At 28.2% G+C, this 14,117-nt stretch carries 12 protein-coding genes, 1 pseudogene and 1 riboswitch; all 13 genes and pseudogenes read right to left on the minus strand.

Going from position 1 to position 14,117, the window contains the following annotated elements:
• Positions 1 to 210: 210 nt before the first annotated feature.
• The 13 genes and pseudogenes from ABCM86_RS00215 to ABCM86_RS00275 all read right to left on the minus strand — a co-directional run bounded on the left by ABCM86_RS00215 (position 211) and on the right by ABCM86_RS00275 (position 14,076).
• Positions 211 to 1,209: a LacI family DNA-binding transcriptional regulator gene (locus ABCM86_RS00215; protein ID WP_295675437.1), complete on the minus strand. Its 999-nt coding sequence runs from the start codon at positions 1,207 to 1,209 to the stop codon at positions 211 to 213.
• Positions 1,210 to 1,484: 275 nt separating this feature from the next.
• On the minus strand, positions 1,485 to 2,675 hold the full coding sequence (locus ABCM86_RS00220; protein ID WP_295675435.1) for a HAMP domain-containing sensor histidine kinase: 1,191 nt from the start codon (positions 2,673 to 2,675) through the stop codon (positions 1,485 to 1,487).
• 134 nt (positions 2,676 to 2,809) lie between these two features.
• A complete protein-coding gene (locus ABCM86_RS00225) occupies positions 2,810 to 3,490 on the minus strand; it encodes a response regulator transcription factor (protein ID WP_295675432.1) in 681 nt (226 codons plus the stop codon).
• Positions 3,491 to 3,822: 332 nt separating this feature from the next.
• Positions 3,823 to 4,623, minus strand: a complete 801-nt coding sequence (locus ABCM86_RS00230) for a MetQ/NlpA family ABC transporter substrate-binding protein (protein ID WP_195931697.1) — start codon at positions 4,621 to 4,623, stop codon at positions 3,823 to 3,825.
• A gap of 95 nt (positions 4,624 to 4,718) precedes the next feature.
• Positions 4,719 to 5,384 (minus strand): methionine ABC transporter permease, encoded by a 666-nt coding sequence (locus ABCM86_RS00235; protein WP_343003195.1) that lies wholly within the window; start codon positions 5,382 to 5,384, stop codon positions 4,719 to 4,721.
• A complete protein-coding gene (locus tag ABCM86_RS00240) occupies positions 5,374 to 6,342 on the minus strand; it encodes a methionine ABC transporter ATP-binding protein (protein ID WP_343003196.1) in 969 nt (322 codons plus the stop codon). The genes ABCM86_RS00235 and ABCM86_RS00240 overlap by 11 nt, the downstream gene beginning before the upstream one ends.
• 198 nt (positions 6,343 to 6,540) lie before the next feature.
• Positions 6,541 to 6,643, minus strand: a riboswitch (SAM riboswitch).
• A 163-nt stretch (positions 6,644 to 6,806) separates the two neighbouring features.
• Positions 6,807 to 8,543: pseudogene (dnaK, locus tag ABCM86_RS00245) on the minus strand (molecular chaperone DnaK); the annotation flags it as partial.
• A gap of 27 nt (positions 8,544 to 8,570) precedes the next feature.
• Positions 8,571 to 9,332, minus strand: a complete 762-nt coding sequence (locus ABCM86_RS00250) for a DnaJ domain-containing protein (RefSeq protein ID WP_343003197.1) — start codon at positions 9,330 to 9,332, stop codon at positions 8,571 to 8,573.
• Positions 9,325 to 10,170 carry a DUF5685 family protein gene (locus ABCM86_RS00255; protein ID WP_343003198.1) on the minus strand — a complete coding sequence of 282 codons (846 nt, stop codon included), beginning with the start codon at positions 10,168 to 10,170 and terminating at the stop codon, positions 9,325 to 9,327. Before ABCM86_RS00255 ends, ABCM86_RS00250 begins: the two co-directional genes overlap by 8 nt.
• Before the next feature lie 2 nt (positions 10,171 to 10,172).
• Entirely contained in the window at positions 10,173 to 10,586 is a 414-nt protein-coding gene (locus ABCM86_RS00260; protein WP_195931647.1) for a hypothetical protein, read from the minus strand.
• A 265-nt stretch (positions 10,587 to 10,851) separates the two neighbouring features.
• A complete protein-coding gene (locus ABCM86_RS00265) occupies positions 10,852 to 11,940 on the minus strand; it encodes an iron-containing alcohol dehydrogenase family protein (RefSeq protein ID WP_343003199.1) in 1,089 nt (362 codons plus the stop codon).
• Between the two features lie 214 nt (positions 11,941 to 12,154).
• Complete coding sequence (gene fdhD / locus ABCM86_RS00270; RefSeq protein ID WP_343003200.1) at positions 12,155 to 12,973, minus strand: formate dehydrogenase accessory sulfurtransferase FdhD; 819 nt, start codon at positions 12,971 to 12,973, stop codon at positions 12,155 to 12,157.
• 221 nt (positions 12,974 to 13,194) lie between these two features.
• Positions 13,195 to 14,076, minus strand: a complete 882-nt coding sequence (locus ABCM86_RS00275) for a hypothetical protein (RefSeq protein WP_195931495.1) — start codon at positions 14,074 to 14,076, stop codon at positions 13,195 to 13,197.
• Positions 14,077 to 14,117: the final 41 nt, after the last annotated feature.

Here is a 14,117-nt window from a genome sequence, read left to right on the forward strand (position 1 = left end):
ACCTCCAGTTATTTTCTGTTCACGTTAACATTTAAGTGTACAACTTATGTTTAACGTTAACATTTTTATTCATAATATCTATCTGCTGTTATTATAATATGTTTTCAGCGTATAATGCAATAGTTTTTTTGTTCACGCTAACATTTTTTTTGGTAAATATAGCCAAATACATAGATGATTAGCTATTATTATTTGGCTATATACTAGATATTACAACCTTTTGACCGAATCTCTCTCAACTAGATAAGATTCAATAAAGATTTTATTTTTGTCGACATTTTTTTTGTTTATTATATCGAGAAGATAAGTCCCCCCCATTTCACTCATCACAAGAGAATCTTTCTTGACGCTTGTAAGCGTAGGAGTTACATAATCGCAGAAATTACTATTATCAAATCCTATTATAGATATATCATCTGGCACACTAAGACCACTTTCAAATACTGCCTTAATTGCCCCAACTGCAATATCATCATTGGCACAAAAAACTGCTGTAGGTCTATCTTCCAATTCAATAAGCTTTTTCATATTATCATAACCATTTTCAAGCGTATATTTTCCACCTAAAATATAATCATCATCGATTTTAATATTATAATCTTCCAAAGCCCTCATATAACCTTTTTTTCTATACTTATTTGATTCAAACTCTGAATTCCCTTGTATAAAAGCTATCTTTCTGTGGTTATTTTGTATAAGATATTCGACAGCATCATAAGATCCCTTCGTATCATTAGACAAAATATTTACTATTCCTTCCTGCTCGATTGCTCTATTTAAAACGACCATAGGAATATCTTTTTCAATTATCGTTTTTATAAAATCATCGTCACGTTCACTCTGACTGACAACGATTATTCCATCGATACTTTTATTATCAATAGGTCTAGAATACTCATAATTATCTATACCCCTTATAATTAAGTTGTATTTCGTGTCCATAACTTTATTGACACCGTTTATAACTTGGTGGAAGAACGTATCAGATGTACCTTCACTAATAGACGAAAAGAACACTCCTATTATGTAAGACTTAAGCAAAACAAGGCTTTTTGCATTGTAGTTTGGAACATAATTAAGTTCTTCTGCTAGAGCTTTTATCTTTTCCTTTGTTTCAGGTTTGACATATGGGCTGTTATTTAAGGCCCTTGATACTGTTGTATGTGAGACATTGGCTAATTTTGCGATATCCTTTATTGTCACACTCATATTTAATCCTCCTTACTTTTATTTTCATGTTGTTAATTATATTACAAAATAATAGTTTATTCTATAGGAATATGTTATTTTGATAAAATTTTGAATTGTTTTTTGTTGAAATAAAAAGAACTACTACACTTTTAAACATAGCAGTTCTAGTTGATTTGTTTTTAATTTTTCAAAATTATTCCCTCTATGCATATGGTAACATTACCCACTCTAAAAAACTATACGCAGTCCAAAAAAAGACGACTTTTAGTCGTCTTTTCTATAAATATTAAATTTTAACTTACTTTTTTAGCTAATTCCGTATTAAACGGTAATTCTATTATAAATTTACTTCCTACTCCTAATTCACTTTCTACTTTTATATTTCCATTTAATGCTTTTACCATATGTTTTGTTATTGCAAGGCCTAGCCCTGTTCCACCAACACTTCTACTTCTAGCTTTATCTACTCTATAAAATCTCTCAAATATTCTTTCTATATCTTCTTCTGGTATTCCTATTCCATTATCTTTAACTTCTATAAATACTTTTTCTGATTTTATATATTGTTTTATACTGACTTTTCCATTTTCGCCAGTATATTTTATAGCATTTGATATTATGTTTAAAAGTATTTGTCTAATATAACCTGAGTATTCCCATAAATCTATATCTTTATTTTCAAAGTCATATTTTACTTTTATATTCTTTTTCTTTGCGATATAATTTATAACTTCATGTACTTCTTCAAAAACTTCAAATAGATCTACTTTCTCTACTTTTTTCTTTGTTTTATTTTCAATAGTTGATAATAATAAGATATCATCTATTAATCTAGTCAATCTAGTAGCTTCATTTTCTATTATAGTTAAGAATCTATTTTTAGTATCTTCATCTAAGTTGTCCGTCATTTTTAAAGTCTCTATAAATCCTTGTATTGATGTTATAGGAGTTTTTAATTCATGACTTACATTTGCTACAAATTCTTTTCTCATATTTTCTAATTTTGCATATTCTGTTATATTTTCAATATTTATAATAAAACCAATTACTGCATCTGTATCTTCAAAATGTACTGGGTCTATCTTAATTTTATATATTATATCATTTTTAATGTTTTTTTGTATTATAGTACTATGCTCGCTACACATATTATGCAAAACACTTTCTAAAATCAATTCATTTTTTATAAACTGTCTTATATTTTTACCTTCAGCAGTTACATATGAATCGCCTTCAACCATTTTCTTTGCCAAGTCATTGATTAAAAGTATTTTCCCTCTAGTATCAATAGCTAAAATTCCATGAGATACACTTTGCATAATTGACTTTAACTGTGTATTTTTATCTGTTATATCTCTAATTGTAAAGTTTATTGTGTCTATCATATAGTTAAAGTTTTTAGCAAATTCACCTATCTCTCCAGACATCTGTCCCCTAACCTTACTATCAAATTGTTTATTACTTATATCTCTCGATACTTTCATAAACTCCTTTAAATAAGTTCGAAGACTCAATGTGTACCTAATTAAAAGTATTGTAATGATTAATAAAATCAGCATTATAAAAATATATATACCATTTAAAAACCCCGTCTCATTCATCTTCTTTCACCTCAAACTTATTTAATTTTGTATCCGACACCTCTTATAGTCTCTATATATTTTGCATCATCATCACCAATTTTCTTTCTAAGGTGTCTAATATGAACATCTAATGTTCTTGTCTCTCCATAATAATCATATCCCCATATCTTATCTAGTAAGAAAGTCCTTGTTAATACATTTCCTCTATTTTCGACAAGTAGTTTTAATATCTGAAATTCTTTTAATGTTAATTCTATTTCTGTCCCATTTTTAGTTACTATATGTTTATTTACATTTACTTGAATATCATCAGCTTTTAAGACTTCGACTTTTTCATTTGAAGTATATTTATATCTTCTAAGTACAGATGTTATTCTCGCTAATACTTCCTTTACACTAAATGGTTTTGTGATATAGTCATCAGCTCCATCTTGTAAGCCTTCTAGTTTGTCTTCTTCCATATTTTTAGCAGTTAGCATTATCACCGGTATCTGCTCCAAACTTTCATCAGATCTTATTTTTTTTAAAAGGTCTATCCCACTTATATTTGGAAGCATCCAATCTAAAAGTATTAAGTCAGGTTGAAATTCTTTTGTCTTTAAATATCCATCAAATCCATCATATGAATAATCTACTTTATACCCGTTATTTTCAAGGTTAAATCTCAATAATTCTACTATATGTATCTCATCATCTATAATTAATATTTTTTTCATAAAGCCCTCCTTATTTTATATAAATCATAATGTCCTGCTGATTTTTATGTTTTATCTATATATAATATAATATCAAAACTTTTATAAATATAGTAATAAATATATATTTTCTTATATTAAAAATAGCTCTTAATATTATAGTAACATTCTAAAAATATGTTGTATCTTATTTTTCTGTAAACTATGTTATTTTTAAGTAAAAAAGAGTATCTATAAATAATTTATTAATCATCTTTAGATACTCTTTTTATATTTTTTATGTAGTTCTATGCTATTTTTATTACTTTTGATTTATTATCAAATGTTTTTTTCTTATCTTCTATAAATTTATATTAAAATGCTGGAACTATACTTCCATTATATTTTTCTTCTATAAATTTCTTAACATCATCACTGTTTAATGCTTTTGTTAATGCTTTTGTTTTTTCGCTGTCTTTATCTTCTGTTCTTATAGCAACTATATTTGCATATGGAGACTCACTTGATTCTATTGCTAATGCATCTTTAGTTGGGTTTAATCCTACGTTTAATGCATAGTTAGTGTTTATAACAGCTATTGCAACGTCATCTAATGTAGAAGGTACTTGTGCTGCATCAACTTCAACAAACTCTAAGTTTTTAGGGTTTTTAGTTATATCTTTTACAGTTATTAATTCACCGTCTTTAACTTCTATTAAACCTTGTTTTGCTAATAATTTAAGTGCTCTAGCTTCATTAGTTGAGTCATTTGGAACTGCTACTTTGTCTCCATCTTTAACTTCATCTAATTTTTTCACTTTATTTGAGTATATTCCCATTGGTTCTATATGAACTTTTGCACAGTATGTTAAATCATATCCTTTTTGTTTAACTGTTTCCTCTAAGTATGGTACGTGTTGGAAATAGTTAGCGTCTAGTGATCCATCTGCTAATGCTTGATTTGGTAATACATAATCATCATACTCTTTTACTTTTAAAGTATATCCATCTTTTTCTAATATAGGTTTTGCTGCCTCTAATATTTCTGCATGTGGTGTTGAAGATGCACCCACTACTATAGTTTTTTCATCATTTTTCCCTGATGAACAACCTGTTAATAAACCTACTGCTAATGTTGATACTAATAATACTTTTGCTAATTTTTTTAGTTTCATTTTTACTCCTCCTGTTTTCCCTTAACTTTATTTATTTTTATTAATTTTTTATTGTTTTTAAGTTTCATTTTTCTATTTTTTACTTTTAATATTTGTTATTTTAATTTTTTATATACATAGTCACCTAGCATTTGTATAGCTTGTACTATTATGATTAATGTGATTACAACGTATACCATAACTGCTGTATCGAATCTTTGGTGTCCGTATACTAATGCTACCTTACCAAGACCACCAGCACCAACAGTACCTGCCATCGCTGTATATCCTAATATTGATATTATTGAAAGTGTAATTCCTGATACTATAGAAGGCATTGCTTCTTTTATCATAACTTTAAATATTATTTGTGTTTTTGTAGCCCCAAAAGATTTTGCTGCTTCTATTAATCCTTCATCAACTTCATTTAATGCGCTTTCAATTATTCTTGCTATAAATGGTGCTGCACCGATAGTTATAGGAACTATTGCCGCTGTTTCACCTATACTTGTTCCAATTAAGAATCTAGTAAATGGTATTAATGCTACTAATAATATGATGAATGGGAAACTTCTAACGATGTTTACCAAAAATCCTACTACTGAATATACATATTTATTTGGTTTTAATCCTTTTGGTTTAGTAAGTACTAATATTATTGCTAATATAAATCCTAAAATTGTAGCGATTATAGTCGGTACAATTATCATATATATTGTTTGTAAAAATGCTTCTCCCAGTATGTCAGTTAAATACTGATATAATGTCGTTTTAGTTGTCATTTTTTATCTCCTCCCATTTAATATTTTTCTCATCAAGATATCTCTTAACTGCATTTGCATAGTGGTCTTTTACTGTTATTATTAAAGATCCAAGGACATCTTCTCTGAATTTTTCTAGTTTTCCATAACTTATATTAAAATCGAAATCTAATGTTCTCGCCATATTTGTTATTATATTTTGGTTTGCAATTTCTTTAGGGAATATTATTTTTATATTTGTTCCTTCTGGAAGAACTATTTGTTCATCTCCTATTAATGCTTTTAATCCTTCTGTATTATTTAAGAATAAATCTTCAGTATCTTCTATTTCTAGAACTTTACCGCCTTCCATAACTGCAACCTTTGTACAAATTTGTTTTACAACTTCCATTTGGTGAGTTACAAGGATTATTGTTATGTTTAGTTTTTCATTTATATCTTGTAATAAAGCTAATATTGATTTTGTTGTATTTGGGTCTAATGCTGAAGTTGCTTCATCACAAAGTAAAACTTTTGGCTCAAGTGCTAATGCTCTAGCTATTGCAACTCTTTGTTTTTGACCACCACTTAGGTTTCTAGGTTTCGCATCTCTTTTATCTGCTAGTCCTACTAATTCAAGTAAATTCATAACCCTTTTTTCAATTTCTGCTTTTGAATATTTAAAACATTCTAGAGGTAATGCAACATTTTCAAATACTGTTTTTCTCTCTAATAGTGAGAAATGTTGGAATATCATTCCTAAGTTTTTTCTAAGTTCCCTTATTTCTTTTTCAGTTAAATCTTTTACTTCTTGTCCTTCTACTGTAAGACTTCCATCTCTATAATCTTCAAGTCCATTTATACATCTAAGTAAAGTTGATTTTCCAGCTCCACTATGTCCGATAATTCCAAAAATTTCACCTTTTGAAATTTCCATATCTATATTTTTTAATATCTGTACATCTCCATAATATTTATTAAGATTTTTTATCTTTATCATTAAGTTTCTTCCTTTCCTTAAATATATAAAATTATTATTTTATTATAGTGATTTTATATATTTTATAAAATGTTTATATCAACGTAAACTTATATCTTTTTCCTTATTTGATAATATTTATATATTTTTATTTTAAGTTTAATCATTTTAGGTATAAAAAAAGCCTAAGTATAAACTTAGGCAATTGTAATCAGCTTATACTCATCTTTCAACTTAAAAGTTGCAGGATTTAGCACCATATATTTTAAATATTGGTTGCCGGGTTTCACAGGGCCAGTCCCTCCACCACTCTTGATAAGAGTTTGTTCAGTTGTTATGCTATTAATAATATATGAGTATAAGATAATTGTCAATAGATTTTTCGACATTTTATTTTGATTTTTAAAATATTCATTTCATCTATTATTCGTATTTAAATTAATTTATAGTTGATATATTAAATCTAAATATATATTTTGTTATATAATCTCTCTTGCACTATTTTCTAAATCGTCTTTTACTTGTCTAATTTCACTTATCTTTGTATTGTTGATTTTATCTGGTTTTGCTTTTCTAACTAATCTTTTTAGATTTCTTAAATTGCCTTTTATTTCAGACTTTTTACTTCTGTCTAAACCAGATTTTGAAGTATCAAGACCTTGCTCTACTTTATAAACAAGTGACTCAGCATCATTTATTATATCAATGTATTCTTTCTTTTTATTATCTTCTGATTCATAAGATTGTGCATCTCTTATTGCTTTTTCTATATCTTCGTCTGATAAGTTTGAACTTGCCGTTATTGTTATACTTTGGCTGTTTCCTGTTTTAAGGTCTTTAGCTGATACATTTAGTATTCCATTTGCATCTATTTCAAAAGTAACTTCAATTTGAGGAATACCCCTCATAGCTCTCTTTATTCCTTTTAATTTAAATTCGCCGATTATTTTGTTGTCTTTAGAAAATTTTCTCTCACCTTGTAATACTTTTATATCTACAGATGTTTGGAAATTTGCTGCTGTAGTAAATATTTGACTGTATTTTGTAGGAATAGTAGAGTTTCTTTCTATAAGTCTTGTCGATACCCCTCCCATAGTCTCAATTGAAAGAGATAATGGAGTTACATCAAGCAGTAAAATCTCGTTTAAACATGGGTCTCCTGATAATTTTCCACCTTGGATAGCGGCACCTAATGCAACACACTCATCTGGATTTAAGTTTTTACTAGGCTCTCTTCCTGTTATTTGTTTTACTTTTTCTTGGACAGCTTTAATTCTTGTTGAACCTCCAACTAATAATACCTTGCTCAGTTCACTTGTCGATACACCAGCATCATTTAGGGCATTTTTCACAGGTATAACAGTTCTTTCAACTAAATCATAAGTAAGCTCGTCAAATTTAGCCCTAGTAAGTGTTATATCCATATGTTTTGGTCCGTCTTTTCCAACTGCTATAAATGGCAGATTTATATTAGTTGTCATAGCTGTTGAAAGTTCTTTTTTTGCTTTTTCAGCTTCTTCTCTAACCCTTTGAACTGCGACAATATCTTTAGTTAAGTCAATTCCTTCATTTTTCTTAAATTCTGATATTAGATAATCAGATACTTGCTTGTCAAAGTCATCTCCCCCAAGATGATTATCTCCACAAGTCGCAAGAACTTCGATAACTCCATCTCCTATTTCAATTATAGATACATCAAAAGTTCCTCCACCTAAATCATATACCATTATCTTTTGTGATGATTCGTTATCTAGTCCATATGAAAGTGCTGCAGAAGTCGGCTCATTTATTATACGTTTTACTTCTAGGCCTGCTATTTTTCCAGCATTACTAGTAGCTTTTCTTTGCGAATCATTAAAATATGCAGGTACTGTTATTACAGCTTCTGTAACAGGCTCTCCCAAATAGCTTTCTGCATCTTTTTTTAACTTCATCAGAATCATTGCAGAGATTTCTTCTGGAGTATATTTTTTGCCATCTATTTTTACGCTATAGTTAGTTCCTATATGGCGTTTTATAGATGAAATAGTTCTATCTGTATTTGTGATACTTTGTCTCTTAGCTGTATCACCAACTAATCTTTCCCTATTTTTTGAAAAAGCAACTACTGATGGTGTAGTTCTAAAACCTTCTGCATTAGCTATAATTGTTGGAGAACCACCTTCCATAACTGCTACACATGAATTTGTTGTTCCTAAATCAATCCCAATTATTTTGCTCACCTTAACTGCCTCCTATCTTTCTAATTATCAGCAACATACCATACCATTACAACAAATATTGCACGCAAGGTTTAACATACAAAGCTTGCAACAATAATCATCTAATCCCCCAGTCGAATTTCCATATGTCCTTTGTTGTTGATTATACCAATTTCCTCTACCTTCAAGTACATCTACTAATCTTCTATATTGAATATTATTTGGCTCCATATTAAGAGCTATTTTTGCTTCTTCAAGTGCTTTTATATTATTGCCTAATTTATAATTAACATTGGCACTGTAGTAGTACCATTTAGATGTTCTATTTTCTATATTATCAAGTACATTTCGAGCTTCATTGTAATATCCATTATTAAAATAATTAAGTGCTGCTCTTAAATGCACATCTTCTTCTTGGTTGAAGTTCGGATTATATCCGCCTTGTTCTTGTCTTCCTGTATCAAATCCAAATGCTCTGAAAAAGTCTTCAAAGTCACCAAAATCTTGTTGATTGCCATAACCTCCAGCGTTATCTGTGTATCCGCCATAGTTGCTATTTCTATAATCACCTGGACTTGAATAATTTCCATATCCATATCCTCCAGATGTATTTGAGCCACCATTTTTCATCTTCATTACTGTTTGGTAGGCTTGTTGAATTTCTTTAAATTTTTCTTCATATTGTTCTTTGTTTGGATTATTTATATTAGCATCTGGATGATATTTTTTACTTAATTTTCTATATGCTTTTTTTATTTCTTCTTTTGAGGCATCCCTAGATACACCCAAGACCTGATAAGGATCAGTCATCTGTTTTTTCCTCCACTTGTTTTCTCTTATTTCTAATTGATTGGAATTTTGCCCATACTCCCGAATATAATATATTTCTCAAAATATCTACATCTTCAATAATAGGCAGCTCTTCAAATTCACTCGCACATTCTGAAATCATCATAGTCAATATCTGATTTACAAAATCATCAAAACCTTCATTTTGATATATTTCTGAAAAAGGATTGTAATTCCCCTTTTTTAAATCCTTTTCAATATCTTCATATGCATCTATGATGTATATATATTTACCAAGGAAAAATCCCATTCTTGACAGGGTTTGCTTCCACTCATCTTCTTTATATAAAAATAACTCACTCATCAATTCTCCTGAGTAAGACGAAATCTTATCTATATCGTGTTCTTTCTTTTTTTCATATTCACTAGATTTCTTTAGTATAGCTTCAAGTTTTGCAGTTTTCTCTGGATACTGTTTTTTTATTTTTTTAACCTTATTTTTTACTATTATAGTGTAGATTTTTCGACTTAATTTTTTCTCGTCTTCCCAATCGTCTATACAGTTTAAATAAGCTAAAAATAAATTCATATCAGCTATATAATCTGTAATTTCATTTCTTCTTTTTATGCTCTTTTTAAATGGATGTATCTTACATCTAAAATTTTCTAGTTTTGTCTTAGGTTCATAAAGTCCTGTCAACAAAAGTTGTAAAAATGTCATATCGTAGTTTAATGTCAATTGGGCAAATCGTCCACTTCTGTTGTTTAATGTTTGACACAAACCACAATAATATGATTTATATACGTCGTATTCTTTAAATTTAAGTTCCTCTTTGTTGATAAGAACATATCCAAACATCTTTAGCTCCTTTTAATAAAATAAGTGTCACATTTTGGGCAGTGAATATTTATTTTTCCTCTTCCTCTTGGAACTCTTACTTTTTGTTTGCACGTTGGGCATTTATATATACGATAAACTTTTCTTTGTTTTAATATACTTTTTTGATTATTTATCTTTTTTCTAATATTAGCTGTCTTATTTAAAAAGTTTTGATTTTCACTTGCTCTTTTATATATATTTCTAGAGAACATTCTATAATAAGTATAAATCAGCGTCGCTAAACTCAAGTAGTACATAGCTACTGATAAGCCTGGTATTAACCTTCTAAATAAGAAATATATTATAAATTCTCCTATAAATAATTTCATTAAAAAGTTATTAAATTGGTCAATTCCATACCTTCCTTGCATAAATCTCATCAATTTCTCTCTCATAACACTTTCTCCTATTTAATTTATTTATATACTAAAATCATTGTACTTTATTTTTTTAACTTTAGATAATAATAGAGCTTATATGTGTACCCAATATTAACACTAACTAATATTAATACAAGTAATTTATCTCAGTATTAATATATATTGGGCAGTTTTAAAAATCATGTCTTAAAACTCTTAAATTTCAACAATATGGATATATTGGGCAAAAAAATAGTACTAAAAAAATTGTTTTCAGTACTATTTAATCTATAATTTAAAATTATTTTAAAGTCATTCCATAATCGTCACAGTCAGATATTGCTTTTGCAAACATATCTTTTGTAACTCTATCTTTTATAGCATTCCATTCAACTAAAGTCACTGCTTTGTCTACTATTGTTTGTATTCCACTTTTATCTATTCCTAAATCCGCTAAACAAACTGGAAGTCCTAATTCTTTGTTAAATTCAGCTATTTCATTTCTTTTTTGTATTTCTCCAGCACAAGTAAGAAGTGTTAATACACCGAATGAGACAACCTCACCATGTAGTCCTCTTGCTCCTTCTACTAATGTTGAACCGTTGTAAAATGCATGTGCTAGTGAACTGTTGTAATAGTAGTCATTTTCTGTTGTAGTTAAGTTTGAAACTAAACCTGTACTTATTATTATATCAAGCACTACTTGTTTTAATTCTTCAGACTCTGTATTATTTTTGCAGTCTTCTAGTGCTTTTTTACCGTATTTTATAAGAGGTTCTGTACAGACTTTACTTATCCCAACACCCATAAGTGGTGTATGGTCTAAATTTACTCCTTGTGATGAATAAACAGCTTCACATTCCTTTGATAAAGCATCACCAATACCTGCCCAGAATAAATCTTCTGGTGATTCTGCTATTATTTGTGTATCTATGAAAGTATGGTCTGCTGGTTTATCTAAGTAATAATAATCTTTAAATGTGTGATCTTCATTATACATAACACATATTGCAGTAACTGCTGCACAATTTGAGCCTAAGGTTGGGAAAGTAAATAATGGTTTGTCCAATTTATCTGCTACAACTTTACAAGTATCTACAGCACGACCTCCACCAACACCAAATATAATATCGGCATTTCTTACTCTTTCATCTGATACTAATTTATCTACATTTTCATAAGTAGAATCATCACCGTATACTATAAAATCTACTATTTGTATATCAGAACCTGCTATACCATCTAATAAAGCATCTTTTGCTTTTTCTATAGCTGTTCTTCCCCCAATTACAACTGCTTTTTTGCCAAGTCTACGAGCTACATTTGGAATTTCTTTATAACATCCTGCTCCTACTGAATAACTTGGAAGATATACATTATAATTCCCCATAATTTAAATCATCTCCTAATATTTTTATATTATTTATGTTTTTTATTCTAGCACTTTATTTATTAAAAATGAATATTTTATGATAAATTTTAACAAATTTTCTAAAATTTCTTATTTATAATATCTAGAATATTATTTTTTAAGAATATTTTTTGTACTAATATAATTTTTAGAAGATATTTATAGTTATATTATATAAATAAAATCTTAAATATTATTCAAATATAATTCTCTCTGGGTTTGTATATATATTCATTCTTTCACCTCTAACAAATCCAGCCAAAGTTATATTTAATTTTTTAGCTATTTCGCGAGATAAATTTGTAGGTGCCGATTTTGACACTACTATAGGTATGCCTGCTTTTGCAGCTTTAAGAATCATTTCACAAGAAATTCTTCCACTTACAAATATTATTTTATCTTTTAGGTCGATATTATTTAAAATACAATATCCTATAGATTTGTCCATTGCATTATGTCTTGCCACATCTTCTCTAATTGTAAGCAAAGTCTTATTATCATAAATAGCTACACTATGTACTCCGCCTGTGTTTTTGAATAATTCTGAAGAAGTTAAGTTCTCTTTCATAACTTCATATATATCACTTACTCTTATCGTTGTATCTGTATTTTCAATAGGTTTCAAATCTATATAATCTAAATCATTTAGATAATATCTCTTTCCTTTATCTGAGTCTTCATTTTTATTAATTACTGTATTTGCAACTCTATTTTCAAAATCAACTTCTATAGATTTTATATCAGCTTTTGATTTTATAACTCCCTTTGTCATCAAAAATCCTGCAACTAATTGTTCTAAATTTTCTGGTGTGCATAAAAATGTATTTGAATATTCATTGTTTATTACTAAAGCTAGTGGAAACTCCCCTATTATTGTTTCCAACTCCTCTGTATGGTTTTTACTTTCTACTTTTACAACTTCAAATTTAAAATTTGTTTTGTAATCGTAATTCACTAATCTTTCTTTTTGTTTTACTTGCTGATTACCTTCTTTTGAATATTTGTTTTCCATGACAATCCCCTTTTCTTTATGTTTATTATTTATTATTTTATATTTCATAGTATTTATCTATGATTTTATACTTTAAATATAGTGTTGTTGATTTAATATGTCAATCATAGTTCATAAAGAAATCTTTATTCTAAAAATTTTTTATATATAAAAATGGGCTATATCAGAATAAGTTTTTAATTATTCTGATATAGCCCATTTTAAATTCAAATTATTTTATTTTAATAATATTCATTTCCTGTTGCTTCAAATGCTTGTTTAAATGCATTCATGAAAATTGTTTTACCTTGTTCTTTATATTGTCCTAAAGGTGTATCATTTTCTGTATCTTCGTATGCTTTTTCTGCAAATTTACTGGGGGCAGTATCTGAACCATATTCAAAGTAGAATTCTACATATGTTTCTCCTGCAGTTGCTATTTGTTTTTTAAGTTCATCATTAAAATCTATTTTGCTACTATCAAATCCTTGATCTTCATCATTATCGTTTGATGTATTGTTATCTTCCTTTTTAGATGATTCTTCTTTTTTAGCTGAAATTTCATCTAATTTATCGTTACAAGTTTTTAATAACTCGTTACATTCTTTTAATTTATCAATATATTCTGATTTACCATCAAGTTCTTCAATTATGTATCCTAATTTAACTTTAGCATTCATATACTCTTCTTCAGCCATAAGCTCTTTAACTTCAGCTATTTTCTTCTCTATTTGTTCTTTAAAACTTAAACTATCTTGTTCTTTTTTTAGTTTTTCACACTCAGATTTTAATTTTTTAGCTGCATCTCTAGCTACTGAACTCTCGCTATCGCTATCCATTATTTTTTCACATAACTCAATAGCTTCATCATATAGTTTATGTTTCATTTTTGCTTGAACTTGTAAAAGTTGTTCTACTTGTTTATATAAAGAAGTTGCTTCTTTATCATCCTCTTTCTCTACAAGAGCTCTATCAAAGAAGTCTAGTGCATCTTCATATGATTCTTGTTTTACAGCTTCTTGCCCACTTTGCATATATTGGTCGTATTTTTTATTTGTTTTATTACAACCAGTAAGTACAAACATGCATACCATCATCAAAGCTAGCAATTTTTTAAATTTCATCAATACCCTCACTCCAATCTCATTAAATTTTAATTCTTTAA

It is taken from the genome of Clostridium sp. 2218st1_F5_2218SCRN_220325 (genome assembly GCF_039062665.1).
Classification (GTDB): Bacteria; Bacillota; Clostridia; order Peptostreptococcales; family Peptostreptococcaceae; genus Intestinibacter.

What these genes read in the sequence shown, in the direction of transcription:
- ABCM86_RS00230 (WP_195931697.1), bottom strand. Translation starts at nt 4,623, where the DNA reads ATGAAACTAAAAAAATTAGCAAAAGTATTATTAGTATCAACATTAGCA.
- fdhD (WP_343003200.1), bottom strand. Translation starts at nt 12,973, where the DNA reads ATGGAAAACAAATATTCAAAAGAAGGTAATCAGCAAGTAAAACAAAAA.
- ABCM86_RS00265 (WP_343003199.1), bottom strand. Translation starts at nt 11,940, where the DNA reads ATGGGGAATTATAATGTATATCTTCCAAGTTATTCAGTAGGAGCAGGA.
- ABCM86_RS00260 (WP_195931647.1), bottom strand. Translation starts at nt 10,586, where the DNA reads ATGAGAGAGAAATTGATGAGATTTATGCAAGGAAGGTATGGAATTGAC.
- ABCM86_RS00255 (WP_343003198.1), bottom strand. Translation starts at nt 10,170, where the DNA reads ATGTTTGGATATGTTCTTATCAACAAAGAGGAACTTAAATTTAAAGAA.
- ABCM86_RS00240 (WP_343003196.1), bottom strand. Translation starts at nt 6,342, where the DNA reads ATGATAAAGATAAAAAATCTTAATAAATATTATGGAGATGTACAGATA.
- ABCM86_RS00235 (WP_343003195.1), bottom strand. Translation starts at nt 5,384, where the DNA reads ATGACAACTAAAACGACATTATATCAGTATTTAACTGACATACTGGGA.
- ABCM86_RS00275 (WP_195931495.1), bottom strand. Translation starts at nt 14,076, where the DNA reads ATGAAATTTAAAAAATTGCTAGCTTTGATGATGGTATGCATGTTTGTA.
- ABCM86_RS00225 (WP_295675432.1), bottom strand. Translation starts at nt 3,490, where the DNA reads ATGAAAAAAATATTAATTATAGATGATGAGATACATATAGTAGAATTA.
- ABCM86_RS00220 (WP_295675435.1), bottom strand. Translation starts at nt 2,675, where the DNA reads ATGAAAGTATCGAGAGATATAAGTAATAAACAATTTGATAGTAAGGTT.
- ABCM86_RS00215 (WP_295675437.1), bottom strand. Translation starts at nt 1,209, where the DNA reads ATGAGTGTGACAATAAAGGATATCGCAAAATTAGCCAATGTCTCACAT.
- ABCM86_RS00250 (WP_343003197.1), bottom strand. Translation starts at nt 9,332, where the DNA reads ATGACTGATCCTTATCAGGTCTTGGGTGTATCTAGGGATGCCTCAAAA.